The 16,973-nt window shown below is 33.6% G+C and carries 8 protein-coding genes; 3 read left to right on the forward strand and 5 right to left on the reverse strand.

What is annotated here, in order from left to right; all coding sequences use genetic code 11:
- Positions 1-335: 335 nt before the first annotated feature.
- The gene (locus AC3WSO_RS00990; RefSeq protein WP_492527983.1) at positions 336-1,478 is read left to right on the forward strand and encodes a tyrosine-type recombinase/integrase; all 1,143 of its coding nucleotides are present in this window, start codon (positions 336-338) and stop codon (positions 1,476-1,478) included.
- A gap of 16 nt (positions 1,479-1,494) precedes the next feature.
- Here AC3WSO_RS00990 and AC3WSO_RS00995 read toward each other — a convergent pair whose 3' ends face one another.
- From AC3WSO_RS00995 to AC3WSO_RS01010, 4 genes are all read right to left on the reverse strand, one after another.
- On the reverse strand, positions 1,495-1,707 hold the full coding sequence (locus AC3WSO_RS00995) for a hypothetical protein (RefSeq protein WP_492527985.1): 213 nt from the start codon (positions 1,705-1,707) through the stop codon (positions 1,495-1,497).
- Positions 1,704-2,102: a hypothetical protein gene (locus AC3WSO_RS01000; protein WP_492527987.1), complete on the reverse strand. Its 399-nt coding sequence runs from the start codon at positions 2,100-2,102 to the stop codon at positions 1,704-1,706. The genes AC3WSO_RS00995 and AC3WSO_RS01000 overlap by 4 nt, the downstream gene beginning before the upstream one ends.
- Before the next feature lie 150 nt (positions 2,103-2,252).
- A complete protein-coding gene (locus AC3WSO_RS01005; RefSeq protein ID WP_492527989.1) occupies positions 2,253-2,669 on the reverse strand; it encodes a hypothetical protein in 417 nt (138 codons plus the stop codon).
- Between the two features lie 506 nt (positions 2,670-3,175).
- Positions 3,176-10,339, reverse strand: a complete 7,164-nt coding sequence (locus AC3WSO_RS01010) for an S-layer homology domain-containing protein (protein ID WP_492527991.1) — start codon at positions 10,337-10,339, stop codon at positions 3,176-3,178.
- A gap of 415 nt (positions 10,340-10,754) precedes the next feature.
- Between AC3WSO_RS01010 and AC3WSO_RS01015 the strand changes: the two genes are divergently transcribed.
- The gene (locus AC3WSO_RS01015; protein WP_492527993.1) at positions 10,755-11,834 is read left to right on the forward strand and encodes an S-layer homology domain-containing protein; all 1,080 of its coding nucleotides are present in this window, start codon (positions 10,755-10,757) and stop codon (positions 11,832-11,834) included.
- 188 nt (positions 11,835-12,022) lie between these two features.
- On the forward strand, positions 12,023-13,114 hold the full coding sequence (locus tag AC3WSO_RS01020) for an S-layer homology domain-containing protein (RefSeq protein WP_492527995.1): 1,092 nt from the start codon (positions 12,023-12,025) through the stop codon (positions 13,112-13,114).
- A gap of 1,485 nt (positions 13,115-14,599) precedes the next feature.
- Here the strand turns inward: AC3WSO_RS01020 and AC3WSO_RS01025 are convergent.
- Positions 14,600-16,288 carry a flagellin N-terminal helical domain-containing protein gene (locus AC3WSO_RS01025; protein WP_492527997.1) on the reverse strand — a complete coding sequence of 563 codons (1,689 nt, stop codon included), beginning with the start codon at positions 16,286-16,288 and terminating at the stop codon, positions 14,600-14,602.
- Between the last annotated feature and the right edge of the window lie 685 nt (positions 16,289-16,973).

The following is a 16,973-nucleotide window of genomic DNA, read 5'->3' on the forward strand; positions in this document are numbered from 1 at the left end:
TCAACAAGTTTCATTAGAATTTTATTACGCACAAAATGCAGCTATTGTCGATGTTATTTGTCGGGAGAAAGAATGTATGAACAAAGATTTTTTAATAGATGGAGATTGATTAATTAAGTTGATGTGAGACGAATCGAAATTTTATTTTGTGGATACTTGTATGTTTCGATTTGTCTCACAGCCCAATTTACATTATTAAACAAATGAGAGGAAAATTAATTTTTACGGTTAATGTTGAACATACAATGATAGAAGAATAAAAATAAATTTAGGGTAATTGGGTTGTTATATACGTTTCTATAAACCAATTCACCACTTTATAAAGGAGGAATTTAATGGACATTCAAAATATTGAAAGAGCACCCCTAAGTATCTCTTCCTTCAGCTTAAGCTATGATATACGGCATATGGAGTACCTGATTTCTCTCACTGAACAATCTGAAGCAAACCATAAACCGCGTTTCGAGCAGTTTACTGATCGTGACATGATTTTATGGTATCTTTACTATTCAAAGCAGTTGTTTAGTAACCGTGGGCGCAGCAAACGTTCTACGATGAAGTATAAGGCGGAAATTGAGCAATTTCTTGAGTTTCTTCTATTATATAGTGAAGAAATAGGCGTAGACATATCGGAAATAAAAGACCATTCATTATTTAAGTCGTTACAACCACGTCATATACGTCGATACCAGGAGTGGCTGGCTACTAATAGCCCCTATGTGAAAAAGAAAAAGACACAGAACAAAGACGGTTACTCCATTGCAACACTTGAAAGAAAAACAACGATTTTAAAAGGTTTCTTTAAGCAACTATTTGAATGTAAGTATATTAATGAACCGTTACATGAGGGTTTTAAATCGGTTAACGTGACTAGTAAAGATCGGCCTAATCGTGATATGGGACCATCTGAAGTAGTTGAATTTTTGAGATATTTTGAAGAAAAAAATAACCCCATAATGTTTACTCTAATTCTTGTGTTAGTTACTACTGGTATGCGTAATGAAGAACTTTGTACGTTGAAAATTAAGCATATGAAGAAAGATACTATTAAAGGTGGATATTACTTAGATGTCTTAGGGAAAGGTGGAAAATGGCGTAGAATACCGTTAAAAGCTAAGGTGGCTGCAAGTATTAAGGAGTTTCGAAAAATAAGGGGTTTGGCACCGATTGAGACAGCTGAAAAAGATTCTCCCCTATTCACAACGAAAACTGGTAACGCTTATTCTCCAAGTTATTTGGACCAGGTATTTAATCGCGAATTTTCGAAAATAGAGAGTGACAAAGTAATAACTCCCCATATTTTTCGCCATGCTTTTGCTATTATCTCACATATTAATGGTGCCGATATCTATAAGATAATGAAATCTCTAGGGCATGAAAAAATAGAAACAACAATGATTTATATGGAGAAGGTTTTGGCTACTGATCAACATGCTATTCATGAATGGGAAGCGGGCCAGTTTGAGGGATATATCTAATAGAGGACGTTTAGCTTTAGAATAAGGATTGCGTATAAATCTCGACCGATAAACCTCCAACTATTATTGGTTTAGCATGAATATTATTATAAGGATTATAATGTTCCATATGTTCAGTCAGTATTTTGGCCGCTTCTAACATAACTTTAAATTTCTTTTCTTGAATTGGTGCTAAAACAAGTAATTTTTTCTTAGTTTCTTTTATTAATTCTTCTCTATTAACCATCATTTCAAAAAGAACCCATCTAATGCTTCTTGTTCTTCTTTATTACGAGGTTTTCGAGTGCCATTTTTATTTAAACGTTTACCTTGTTCATTAAATTTATCATTATATGCTCTAACTGCAATATCAGCTAATGCTTGAGTCTCTTGTGCCAATTTCATTACACTTTGAATTGTCATAGTTCTCATATTTCTTAAACGTTGATAAAAATCGAAAGGAATGTACCTATGTCCAAATGCTAAAATAATCGTTTTTTTATAAGCGGGATATACAACTCTCATATCCTCTTCACCAGGTATTTTTGGAAAAGGACTAGAGAAATGGTACGATTTAAAACCTTTTAGACTGTATTTTAAATCATCACCGATTTCACCGTCTTTAAAAACATCTTTTATAGCCATTATTATGGATACAGTTACTTCCTTGAATTCTTCTTTATCACTGAACACTTGTGAGCTAGAGCATACACATCTAAAGCTAAGTGCTGAGGATCCATCTCTATATTCTTTATGGCAGCAATATCATTGATTGCTACCATCATCAATTCACGACTAATCATCTAAACCTGAGCCCCTCATTTCCATAAGCTCATCTAATGCATTAATAGCCTTGGTAGCAAGTTCTTTTCCACTCGTTGGTTCCATTTCTTTTACACGCTGGCCATAAAGATGATCCATTTTTAGTTTTTCACGTAATAATTCTTGATACTGATCATGTAAGGAGTTTATCTCTTGCATTAATGAAGGTATTAGATCTGGACGATTTAATTGTGCTACAGTGTCTTCACCAGATACAACTTCAACTGTGTGAAATTGTTCAATTAGGGGTAGCCATTTCTTTGTATTTCGTAAATTAGAAATAGCAATTCTATTTCCTTTTAGAAGCACTTGTTTCAACTCTGTAATATCGATACTAGTATTTTTCTCCATTAACTCTAACATTTTTTTCATCTTCTTTTCTTCAGCCATTGTATATTCCTCCTTATCATACTACGTCGGATATTATTGTACATATAATTAGCTAAAAATATCCCTATATGTATAATATCGACATAAACAAATAAACTTTTTTATCAATTTCCCAAAAATAATTAACTACCTGATATATCTTCCTCCTTTTTATTTTCTCTTGAACGAAACTACTATAATTTCTAGATAATACCTGATGGACCTCTAGAAATAAAGAAGTGGAAGCTTTTAGTCGACGTTCTAGGTTCAGATATTACAAAAACATCTGCCAATTTTAATATTTGAGAACGACAAAAAACACTTTCTCAAATAAAAGTTCAGACGAATCCCTAAAAAGAATCGCTAGAACACTTATAAAGAAAGTGTTTTTTAAAATTGCTCTACCGTGTGGCTGAGCAGCATAAAAGTCGTAAATCAAATATGAAACCAATGTATCATATAAGCAATTGTACATTCTATTACTCTTTTAAAGGTAACATGGCCGCTCCAAAGAGCGACCATCTACGTTAAAACATATCAGCAATTTCTAAAGTTTTTAAAAGTACTTTAGCCATCTGAGCACGTGTTAAATTAGAGTAAGGATCAAAGACATCCCCAGGTTTCCCAGTAAATATCCCCAGCCCTTGCATCACTGCTACAGCTGATTTAGCATCCCCTGAAATTTTATCAGCATCTGCGAAATTAAGACTATATGATTCTTTTTTTACATTTAGATAATCTAATGTTCTTTCAAGCATTAAGGCAGCTTGTTGACGCGTTAGAGTACCATTAGGGTTAAACTTAGTCGCTGACACTCCTTTAATGATTCCAGCATCATACAAAGCTTGTACATCGGAAGCAAACCAATCCTTCGCTTTAACGTCTTTAAATGTATTTGTACCTGTTACTTCAAGTCCTAGTGATCTAACTAACATTGCACAAAATTGTGCTCTAGTAAGTGGATTATTGGGACTATAATAACCAGGTGATGTACCAAATACGATATGACGATTTGCAAGCTCTTCTATAGCATCCTTGCTATAGACACCTTCGATATCCTTAAATTTCACTTGTTTAGTAGAGAAATAAAATTCTCCAGTACGATTTGTTTTGAAACTTATTTGATTTGGTTTCACAAATTTGAAAGGAACAGCTTTATACTCATCATTTTCATGACGGAGAACATAGGCTTTCTTTTGTTCTTTCGTTATTTCAATTTGTTGTTTAAACGCACTAATTTCTTTGCCATCTGCCCAGATACGGAGTTTGTAATGATCGTTGCCTTTATTTAGCCATTCAACGCTCCACTGCTTTGATTTAATTTCTAATGGTATTTTAATCTTTATTCCATCTTGTTCCACTGTTAACGAGTCTTTTGAAGGGTTCTTAATTATCCATTTCCCATTCTCATAATCAATTGTTTCTGCAGTAGTTCCTGTCTTTGGTGGGACAACCACTGGTGGTTCAGGTTTTGGCTGCGGATTCGGATTTATAACCGGTGGGTCCACTACAGTTGGAGGTTTTACCACAGGCGGGTCTACTACCGGTGGCTCAGTCACTGGTGGCTCCACTACAGGCGGTTTTGCTGGTTCTACTGGTTTAGGAGTTGGTTTTACAACTGTTAAATCTGGTTTACCATCATCTGCAGTACCAATCTCAGTGATTTTATAGCCAAGTTCAGCTAATAGCATTTCTTTATAAGATCCGTCATGAAGATTCACAACAATATAATCTTTAACTTCTTCCTTATATTTTTCAGATGGAGTAGCTTTATAAGATTTCACGCTAGCTAGAGCATAAAACGTTTTAAATACATATTCTGCATGATTTTCATTTTCTGTGCCCCAAATCTCACCTGTATATGGAGTAGAAGTTATACGAACATAGTTATCATTTAATGATGCTACCTGCATTTTCGAACGAACAAGAGCAGACTCTTTACCAATCGTAGTTTTTGGTTTTATTAAGTCCATTAAAACCTTTTTGACAGGTCCTTCTGTTAGCTTGGATATTTTAGATTCCGCTTCTATATCTTGCTCATATGCAGCATGTATAGCGCTTAAAAAAATACTCATTTCTTCTTTAGTGAAAGTCTCCACTTCTTTTTCAGCTGCATAGTCTTGTACATGTTTAATATACTGTTCAAATTCTGGGTCTTTTACTGTATTAAGGTCTGGTTGAAGTGTTTTAATTTCATCAATTGATAGTTTCTTAACATCAATATCCGGATTAGAAACTGTTTCAGATAAAGAATCATCTACTGCAGGTACTTCTTCAGTATGTATTTCATTACCTGGTATCTTTTCAACATCCTCAATTTCGTTAGGTTGTTGCTGCTCTTTTTCAGGAGTTGTGGCTTCAACATCAGTTTCGTTTACTTCTGAATCTTCATTCTCAACTTTTTCTTCGAGAATGAACGTAATTGTTTGATTTGTTGTATCATCTGATAAGGTAAATTTTTGTTCAGTTTCTCCGATTATTCCATATCCTTCGGGTGCTTCACCTGTAACTACAATTTCACCGTACTGTACATCAGTTACCCAATTCTCAGATATTACATCACCATTTGCATTTACGTATTGAATAAGATATTTACCTGTTATAGCATCTTCAGATACATCCTTAAGAACTTTTTCAACCTCTGCTCTAATTTCATCCTCTGTTACCTTTAGAGCTACAGCTAATTCCTTAATTACATTTCCTAACGCGTTGTCATCGTGCAAATAATCAACTATAGAATTAAATACAGTTGGTTGCGGATAACTTTTAATTGTTGGCAAAGTTGAAGCGGCATATTCATTTTCATATGCTGCAATGTCAGATTTCTGCATTGTACGTTTTGCCATTTCAATCGCATTAACTAATTTTATAACTTGAATAACTTGCTCTTTAGTTACTGTATCTCCAAGTTTATCAATCGCTTCTTTATATTCAGGCAGTAACTCTTCATACACAGGTAAATTTTCATCGTTAATATAATCAGCCAATTCTTGCGATGTCACATTATCCAGGTCATTTATAATTTTATCCAGTAGATCTTCTTTCTTGTTATCAATTGCTAATTGAAGGGAATCTAAGCGCTTTTGTAATGCTTGTTTATCATCACCATTTGGTAATGTATCAACAAGTACTTGTGCATCATTTTTGTGCTTTTGAATTAAACTAGATTCCCCTTTAGAAACCGCTTTTTCCGCTCGAACGTATTGACTTACAGCGTCCAGGCGTTTTTGTAATTCGGTTTTGGCTGTACTAGCTGGCAATACATCCACTAACGGTTTGGCTGAATCGATATCAATTTTAGCTTTTGATTTCTCAGCTTGATTAACGGCTTTTTCAGCAGTTAGATAAGCATTTACATTCTTCTGCAGGGTATCTAAGCGTTCTTGTAATTCATTCTTTAAATCCCCTTCTTGCAACGTATCTACTTTCTCTTGAGCCTTATCCATATCTTGCTGCTGTAATGTATCTTCGGCTTTGCTAACTGCATCTTTAGATTGGTCTTCTTTAGATTTATTTTTGATCACATCTTGAATAGTATCTAAACGACTCTGTAATTCTTCTTTTTTTGGACTTTCAGGCAATTCTTTAACTAGTAATTGAGCTGAATCTTTATCTGTTTGTGAATTAGTAGACTCGGCAACTTCAACAGCAGCTGTTGCATCTTTCAACTCAGTTATGGCATCTAATCGGTTTTGAAGTTCCTTTTTAATTTTATTATTAGTTCCTATAGCATTCACTAATTTTTGCGCTGCTAGCTGGTCCGACTCTTCTAATGTTGTTTCTGCAGTTGAAACAGCTGAGCTGGCATCGATTACCGTTTGAACAGTTTCTAATCGTTCTTGTAGTTTTTCTTTTACAGTACTTTCTGTTAATTTATCTAATAACTTTTGAGCAACGTCTTTATCAGCTTGTTGATACGTTGTTTCGGCATTAAGTACGCTATCAATAATATTGTAGTATGCAATTATTGCGTCTAAACGTCCTCTCAACTCTTTCTTAACAGTTAACCAGGTAGGAACCTTTTCTAATTTATCCTCTGAATTTGCTATTGCTGCAGCTAATTGTTCTTTTGAATGAATTTCTTCCGCTTCTACAATAGCTTTTCTAGCTTCCTCAATAACTTCGCTTAAGTTTAACCAGTTTTCATAATCCTCGACTGTAGGGGTTTTTACAGGACCACCTTCATAAGACATTACATAATCATCAATGATCGTTTTTAAACTATCAATATTGCTTGGCGTTACACCTTTAACCCCTGCCCATTTGAAATCATCATCAGTAGCATTTTTATAATTATTGATTAACCATTCCAAACGATTGTTTTGAACTAAAGATTTAACCAGAATTTCTAGTTGACCGTTTTTACCTCCAAGCTTTGTTGCCGAATTTTCTACTTCTCGAATTTCTCGTTCTGATGATACATTGACCTTAATATCTAACGTTTTGTCATACAGCGATTTCAATGACGTATGAGTAGTTAAATCAAAAGCATCAAAAGATTGCTTTTTATCGGCCTCTAATGCTTGTACAAATCGTTTATACGTTTCAACATCAGATACTGCAACTACAGGTTTATTTTTAATCAAAAGTACTTTTTTAGTTAATTTATCTTTAGCTATAATTGTCACATAATCCTCATAGTAACCATCTGCCAAATCAAAAGTAACATTAACTTTTCCGTCGGTAGTTGTTAATTTTTTTGTTACTCCATTGAAAATAACTTCGACGTCATGTGTTGTATCATTCGAGTCTTGAACTGATGCAATAACATTCAGTTTACCGCTATTAATGTATTCGTAAGGCTCACCTGTCACAATAATATCAGGAATACCATTATCTAAATACTCCTGCATATCTGTACGTAATTGCCCCTGCCATAAAGATTTTGTAGCCTCATACCCTTCGGTTTTTTCCTTATTATCATGTGTATCGTTATATTCAATTACTTCTTGCATAGCCGTTACAATAGTATTCATGTAAGCTTTCGTAAGTTCGAAATTTACATTCTTAACACTGTCAGACAAAACTTTATCTTTATTAGTTTCACGATTAAACGTTTGGCGATATTTTAGCAGATCATCTAATGCCGTTAGAACTGGATTTAAATCATGCTTTGCATAATCAGGTACTTTTGCATGTAATGTATCAATGGCGCTTGGTGTTAGATCACTTAAAGCAGCTTTTATTAATACATTGACAAAATCAACTAATTCCTGTGCATGCTTATCTTCTCCAAGGGGCTTAAACACTTCTTTGAAATCGTCGTACCAATCGCTGTATTCAGGTACTACATCAGTTACTCCAAATTTGTTTAAATCATCTGATGTAACCGTTGATAAATCTGACAAGAAATCTTTTATAACTTTTGTTAAGCGATCTTGTAACGCCTTTTTATTATCAGCGTTTTCAACAATGGCCACTTTTTCCTGAGCATAGTTAATTGTATCCCAAGAAACCCCTTCTTTATTATCTTCCATCTTTGCAACAGCATCGTTGGCATCATGATAACGTTGTAATTCATTTATACGTTCTTCTAACTGTTCCTTGCTTTTTGAAGGAGTCAACCCCGAAACAAGATCCTTCGCTTTTTCAAAATCCTTTTTAGAAAGACTTTGCTCAGCAGCTTCAGCAGCTACAGTTGCAGTCACTAAATCTAAGCGATTTTGCCAGTTCGTTAATGTTTCACTTTCCGGTACCGTTGACACTTTTAAAGTATCAATCTTTTCTATAGCATCTTTTAAAGCTTCTTTTGTACGCTGTGCTTCGTAACTTAAAATTGATTCATAAGCCTTGTAAAATGCTTCATGTTGTGCCGTCTTATATTCATTAGGATTATCTGCATGTGCGTTTAACTCTTTCAAGTAATCAGCTGCATTATCAACTTTAATAACGGTATGCGTTAAAATTTTTGGAGCACTATCAGCTATACCATCATTTGCAACAATACTAATCTCACTGTTATTGAAACCTTTTTGATAATCCATACCCTTTAACATAGCTTTAAAGGAATGGTTATTATCAGTTGACGCTAATACTGTTGTGCTATTATAGATCGCTTTTGCCAATAAAGGCTGGCCATCGACGTCAGATATACTTCCCTGCACAATAAAGTTAGAAGAATCATCCACAACATTAAATTTGTCTACTGCTTCTGCAGAAATCACAACAGGTGCAGTATTTACTTTTTTAACTTCTATAACTTGAACGGATTTATTTCCTCTAGCATCTTCGGCATAAACTGTGTATTTTCCATTTTCATTCACAGTGAATTTGCCATTTGTTATGGCCGTTCCATTAGCTGCAAGATATCCTGAGCCTTGCTCTCCTTTTGCATATTTGAAAGTCTTTATAGCTGAAAGATCAAACACTTTTACATCTACAGTAGATGTTGCTCCAACCTCACTCTGCTCCGTTAATTCGATTACTGGTGGGGTTACATCATCTGAAAGTACACGTTGTCCTCGTTCATACCAATATCCATCTGCATTGCGTACTCCATGTTGGTACTTATTGTATCCGCCTTGTAATGAATTTGTTATTAAACTTCCTCTTTCAAATACATTAGGGTTTGAAATTTTTTCTTTATAAGAGTAAGATGCAGTTTTTCCTCCATTTGCATGAATAATTAAATCAAAATAACCTTGTCTATTAGGAGTGTTATATGGAATTAAACCCATTATTAATTCTCCCCAATTATTGGTTCTTACTTCAACTGGATCTTGACCATTACTATAATAAAATCCTTTTTCTGGACTATAGCTCAATTGATCGTATCGCGAGCCATAAGGGAAACTCGGCAATCCCATTTCATTCCATTCGCGATTGTAAGAAGTTTCGCCTGACCAATCAACAGATGCCTCAGCGTTTGAATGTCTAGTACTTCCCCAAACTGTAGGATTGACTGCATAATATTTACTCCAATAATATTGTACATCTCTAATATCCTTAACTGGACTAGTTGAATATGCAGATGTTGCTTGGCCATCACTTGCAATTACCCGGAATTGTACTGAGATTTTGTCTTGAGGTACAGTGTATTCGTAGACTTTTTGTGTGCCTTTATATACCTGTTCCCAATTGCCACTGTTGTTATAATTCACTTGAAGCGTATAAGTTATTGAATCACCATCAGGGTCAGTAGATCCATATGAAATAAAGTGTTTATCACCATGTTCAAATTGTACTGCTGGAACTGTTAACGTTGGCGTTGTTGGGGCTTCATTTACCTTTTGGCCTAGTTCATACCAAAAACCATCACTATTACGTGCATTGTTTAAATAATTATTTATTCCACCTGTAACAGTTCCAAGTAAGATTCCCTTTTTGTACTTATAACCCACAAGTTGATGTTGAAAGATCGAACCTGATAATATCATTCCATCTTCATCTGTCGGGTGCCCTAAAAAAAAGGTTTGAATACGAAAATCATCATAACCTTGCTTTTTAAATTCTGAAATTGAATCAGAAAAGTCATGAGACTCCATATTCGAAGTTACAACTTGAAGGGTCTCTTCATCTTTAATAACTTCGAATTTATTCCACTTATAAGTGCTTGCTTCGGCACTTTGAACTCCAGCTGTACCGGCTATAGCTGCGTTTGCAATTGCTAAAGCAATGAATGTTTTGCCTGAAGCATTCCTATACGTTTTAAAACGGGTCTGTTTTTTTCCCTTACCATTCTCTTTTACCAAAAATAACACTCCTCTTCCAAATTTTGACGAAAAAAAAGTACCGAATAAACGCATTTAAATGCATTTATTCGGTACTTCCGAATTTTTTCTTCATTTACCATTATTATAACCACAAAATTTTTGTTAATCAACATCGATATATTCCGACTAAAGAAAAAGGACACGCGAATGATTTTACCAAAAGTCAAAAAATGAGATTTGTGGGTTTTCGTTTTTTTCAAGAGAAAATACCCCCTTTTTAATCAATTACAATGGTAGAGTGATATATTCCACGTACTATGCTCTTCAAACCCCATACAATACCCTACTTTTTATGGCATATTTTTCTTTTATATGATAATATTACACACGGGGACATGAGTAAAAAGAAGCAAAAAAATTTCGTGTTTCAATAGTTCGATAGGAGGATACGTTTGTGAAAAAAAGATTAGTAGCATTAATTTTTTCTGTAGTATTTGCTTCTTTAGTATTTAATTCAGAAGCTAAAGCAGAATGGGAGAATTACAAGGGATTAAGTCCAATCTTTGATGAAATTGTTTACTTAGAAGAAAGAGGTTTGTTGCTTTATGGAGCAGATATTTATGATGCTTTATTTGAGTTACCAGCGGAAAGAAGAGATGCGATTTCAATGATAGCATTTTCTTTGAATTTAGATAAGACTAGCAGAAATACTGTTTTTTCTGATATCCCAAAGGAGTCTTCTGAAAGTGGATTAATCCAATCTGCTTTTGAAAAAGGAATTGTAACAGGATACAAGGATGGAACATTTAGACCTAATGATCCTGTAACAAGAGGACAGTTCGCTGCATTTATTGATAGAGCTTATGGAAAATATCTACCGAATAATTCAAATATAGAATTTAAAGATGTGCCGAAAACACTTAGTTCTCACGATGCAATAAAAAAACTAGCAGGAGCAGGAATTGCAACTGGATATAAAGATGGAACATTTAAACCTAATGAAACACTCACAAAAGAAGACTTAGCAACGTATATGTATAGAACTGTAAAATATTTAGAAGGTAAGAAGGTTAAAGTTGGGAACGAATTAAACAATAACCAAAATAGCATCTACAATGATTCTGATATTAAACGTGGCATGTCTTACGATTCTGTGTATAAAATTGTGAAGAACAATGTAACTTATTCTTCGAAGAACTCTAGTATTTTTACAAATAAAGCGAGATACGGATTATCAGGAACAACGCATTATTTCTTTGATGAAAACAATGAATTAAATTTTTGGTGGCATAAATTCGATTGGAGCAAAGAAGAAAACACACCTAACACTGTGTCAGAGCTTCATAAAATGTATCTAGATGAAGTAAAAAAAGAGTTTGGTATTCCTGATCATACATTTAGATTTAATTCTATTCGTTTGACGTACTTAACTGATTGGAAAAAAGATGGTACTAGTATAGAATTAAGCACTACAAAAGATGCTGATGGGGAAGTTAAAGTACAATTACAATTTTTTGGAATCAAAAAGGATTGATGATTAATTTTAGGAGATAGAGTGAACAGCTCTATCTTTTTTGTTGCTATGTCAGAAGCCAAAACACAGACAATACTCTACTTTTTATGGCATATTCTTCTTTTATATGATAATATTACACAAATGAACATGAGGAAAAAGAAGTGAAAATAAGTCGTGTTTTAATAGGTAAATAGGAGGATACATTTGTGAAAAAAAGATTAGTAGCATTAATTTTTTCGGTAGTATTTGCTTCTTTAGTATTTAATTCAGAAGCTAAAGCAGAATTACGGTATAATGATATAACAAAATCAAGTGCAATTTATGATGAACTTATTTACTTAGATGAAAGAGGTATATTAGGTGGAGGATATACAACTCCTTGGTTTTTTCCTGAGCAATCAGCAGAGAGAAGAGCAGCGGTTACAATGATAGCTCTAGCTTTAGGTTTAGATGAATCCAAAAGAGAAACTATTTTCTCTGATATACCTAAAGAACACCATGCAAGTGGATTAATTCAGTCAGCTGTTGATAAAGGAATTGTGACTGGGTATGGGGATGGTACATTCAAACCTTATAATAATTTAACAAGAGGTAATTTTGCTTTATTTATTGATAGAGCATTTGGAGAGTATTTACCAAGTGGTTCAAATATAGAATTTAAAGATGTACCCAAAACACTTAATTCATACAATGCAATAAAAAAAATAGCTGCGGCAGGTATTACAACTGGATATGGGGATAAAACCTTTAGACCTAATGAAACGCTTACAAAAGCGCATTTAGCAATGTTTATGTATAGATCCGTAAAATATTTAGAGGATAGAGGAGTTGTATTTAAGGAAGCGTCAAATAGTGATTCAAATAATGTTTATAAAGATTCTGATATCAAGTGGGGCATGTCCTATGATTCTGTAAATAGGTCTGTGAAAAACAATATTACTAGTTCTACGCCGAACGCTAGAATTATTACAAATAGAGCAAGATATAATTTTTCAGGAACAACGCAGTATTTATTTGATAAAAACAATAGACTAGATTATTATCGACATGAATTTAATTGGAGCAAAGAAAAAAACATACCTGATACAATATCAGGGCTTCATAAAATGTATGAAGAAAAAGTGATAGAGGAATTTGGTGTACCATATTTAGCAAATAAGAACAATAATTCTAGTTTTTTGTCGTATTATTCTGCTTGGGATAAGGGTGCATATTATGTAACATTAGAAACTATGAAGTATGCTGATGGAAAAGTTACGGTGGAGATGGTATTTTTCGACAGCAAAAAAGGTAAATAATTTATTTTAGGAGATAGAGTGAACAGCTCTATCTTTTTTATTTGTCCTGTTAGAAGTCCGCAGTCTCGCTACGCATTAACGAATCCATGACAATTTGATTGACTGCTTCAACGGAACATCATTGAGCATAGCCATTGACACCTGAGCTTTCAAGGTCAGATATAAGGATACGTTTATCAAGCTCCTGCGCTACCCTAGCATGGTCAATTTTACTTAGGAGCAACTCACCCTATCTTGAATATCATGCGAGCTTCATAGCGCTTTGAGTAGTCATGTCTAAGCTTATCAGAGATACCTTTTGCAAACTCCTTTTCATTGCGGTCATAAAGAATTGCTATATGATTTTTGCGGAGAATCCACTTTCCCTTTGTATCATCTTCACAATCAATCACCTTAGAGCCACTAGAGTCAAAGTAATGTGTTATAAAGCCATTTGCGTCTGTTAACTTGTCATAGACTGCCTTATGATGATGCTTAATACCATAGGCTTATAATGACTTGGATAGTCAAAAGCTATATGAAAATTCGTTATGCTCCAATTGAACATTTGAACAAGTTCCAATAAGGAAGTGGGAACACTATCCGCTTCAAAGAAAGCTTTGTGGAGCGTTATAGGAGCATTATAATACCGTCTCCATTGCCTAATACGTGGTAGTACCTTTAGGTGAATCCATACTGTTTTGGTGATATATACCCTCATAGTGCTTTAGAGCTTCTGAATTAGAGCTTCTATCAAAATCAAAGTAGTTTTGTAGCTCCTTTAGCTCAAAATGTGATAACTTTGCAGTAAGCTCCATTGTGTCGATACTGATACGACAATTACGTTCTGTGATAATGCTACTTTCCATTTTTAAGATTCAATCCTTTTCACGTGTTATGAGATGACGAATGTTCACCACTTTTAAGAAAATGAACACCATCAAAATATCGATAGATAAAGAAAAAAATATTAATCCAAACTCTATCGATTTTCCTTTTACTGTAACTTATTATCATGTGCACTTGCTACAGATGTCATAAAGCACTCTAACACGAGATTATAAGTAATGTCTTTTTTCTCCCCACCAAATCCATAGGTATTTATAATCATTTCCGGAAATTTTGGCTATACCTTCTTCTACCTCTTCAGGTGCTTGAACACGAACAGATAAGTTACCTTTATTTAAAATTTCGGTTTACGAAATACCAATACAAAAAGACAGAGTTCATCCTCTTACATTTTGTAGATTTAATCTGTCTTTATGTTTTAATAGCAACAATCTTTTAGAAAACATCCTAAATAAAAAACTAATTTTAATCCCGATACAGGTAAATGCTTATCGAGATTGGTTTTAATGATATAAGGTATGTAATCCGACGTAAGAATGGCTTTTATGAAAGATCTTTAAATTACTAAGCATGGTTACTTAATCCTACATTAGATACTATCAATAACATTAAGCTTCGGACTAGCACTTATTAAAAAATATATCTATTTAAAGTAACTCACTGAAGAAGTTGCAAGATTCCTTCTGGTTGTTTATTTGATTGAGCCAACATTGATTGAGTAGCTTGTAATAAAATATTATTTTTTGTGAATATCATTATTTCTTTAGCAATATCAGTGTCACGGATACGCGATTCAGCAGATTGAAGATTTTCAGATGTATTCATAACCGATTGATTGGCATGTTCGAGACGATTTTGATATGCACCATATTTACTTCGCTCTTTTGAAGCTATGGCGATAGCTTTATCAATTATAGAAATTGTATCATTAGCACCTTTTTGAGTCGATAAATCAATTTTATCAAGACCTAGAGCAGAAGCTCGAACATCAGACAATTCTATTCGCATATTTTGATTAGAATTTGCGCCAACCTGTAGTTGTATTTCTTTATTATTAGAATTTTCAAATTGGGATGAATCATTATCTTTTGCACCAACAAATATCTTTCCTTTATCACCGACAGATATAAATTGATCATTAAAACTTACAGTATCTATAATCATTCCAGGTGTAGTAGTTGACGATTTCCAATCTGTACCATTATAAGAATAAAGAACTGTATCTTCAGCTGTAGCAACAAACTTACTTCCATCAAATACTACCTCATTTATATTATTAGATGTATTAGAAATTTGCGAATCCCAATTGGATAGATCTGAAGACGTTATGATCGCTCCATTTGCTCCTACAGCAACATGAATACTTCCATTCCATGAAATACTATTAATATGTGTTGGTAAACGAGGTTTATCTGTCCAATTTACCCCATCTGTAGAAGTCCTTATAAAATTAATACCTTTTAACCAAATAAATTCATTATTATTTTTGGAAATCTCGGAAGTTGCCTGATTTAAATTTGGATCTTGATAAGTCCATGTAGTACCATCATTCGAATAGGCAATACCTGCATTACCACTAGCCATGTATATTCCGTTTTTCTCATTAATACTGTAAAAATAATGTGATCCCCCTGTTATGCCATAATCCCAATTTACACCATCTGTCGAATAAATGACTGTTTGTCTTCCACCAACGGCGAAAAATTTATTACCATCCCAATAAGCATCACTTAAGCTTACAGGCGATGGTAAATTAGTAACCGTCCAATTTTCTCCATCAGTAGACATTGCAATTTCTCCTTCGCTTGAAACAGCTATTAACTTATCTGAACTCGCTATAATACTTTTAAAATTCCCATGTGCTCCTGTTTGAATTGTTTTCCAAATTATATTTGATTCTGTAGTACCACTTTTAATCTCACTACTACTATTGTTTAGTAATTTAATACCATTAAACTCTGTATTATTTGCAATTGCGTCAATACCACTTTTAATCTGCTCAACTTCCTGTTGAATTTGTTGACGGTCAAAATCGGTTAATGTGTCATTTGCGGCTTGGATAGCTAATTCTCTCAATCTAAGTAAGTTAGGATCTTGAATACTTCCTAAGCCACTTTCAGCTGTTTCGATTAATGAAATACCATCCTGAATATTTTTACCTGCCATATTTAAACCACGAATTTGCCCACGCATTTTCTCAGAAATTGCTAAACCGGCAGCATCATCACCAGCACGATTTATTTTATATCCAGAAGATAGCTTTTCTAATACACTATCAGCCTTTTTCTTATTTTGTGTTAATCTATTATTTGTATTCAGAGATGCTATATTGTGCCTAATTATCAAAGTATTGGATCCCCTTAAAAATCGTTTTAAAATAAAGTTAAATTTCTAATTTAAGATAATATTACCATTTTACTATTGAAAATGGAAGGACACTCGTTAAAATAGGAACATTACAGCATTGTAGATATTGTAATACTAGTGTAAAAAGAAAACCCATTTACAATGTTAGCGGGCATACAATTTAAATACTTCTTTGCTCCTGTGAAGAATTTTTGCTCACAAAACTCTATTGATACAGGTAGATACTTAAAAATTGTCAGATCATATCATCTATAAATAAACAAAAGTGCATGCATTTTTCTTGCAATCCCACTCCATAGCACTCTGCGGGTGTGTCTCATTTAAACTTTTCTTTTCATTGGACATAATATTACCTCCAAAATTGTTCTTTATTAATAATCCATATCGTCCAAGGAAATCCTCCATATACTGACTAGAATTAAAATCTTTATAAAACCTTTAATATCTTTAAGATTTTCCTCAACTTTTATTTTATAGAAGGCGGCTACTAATGTGTACAGCGGCTAAGTCGGTTGAAATTATCTTGAGGGAGTTTTATTAAATGGAAACAGTATAGTATTAGCTACCTAATTGCTTAATTGTCGAGGTCTTCCAATAAATATTTCATTAGTTATTTAATTTTCTATTGTTGTCTTATTTATATAAATTAAAATCACTCATAAAA

The sequence above is a fragment of the Lysinibacillus sp. EB106-09-02-XG168 genome (genome assembly GCF_058791475.1).

Bases quoted from the DNA above. Each gene is read 5' to 3' on its own strand.
- AC3WSO_RS00995 (WP_492527985.1), bottom strand. From the start codon at position 1,707: ATGATGGTTAATAGAGAAGAATTAATAAAAGAAACTAAGAAAAAATTA.
- AC3WSO_RS01005 (WP_492527989.1), bottom strand. From the start codon at position 2,669: ATGGCTGAAGAAAAGAAGATGAAAAAAATGTTAGAGTTAATGGAGAAA.
- AC3WSO_RS01000 (WP_492527987.1), bottom strand. From the start codon at position 2,102: ATGGCTATAAAAGATGTTTTTAAAGACGGTGAAATCGGTGATGATTTA.
- AC3WSO_RS00990 (WP_492527983.1), top strand. From the start codon at position 336: ATGGACATTCAAAATATTGAAAGAGCACCCCTAAGTATCTCTTCCTTC.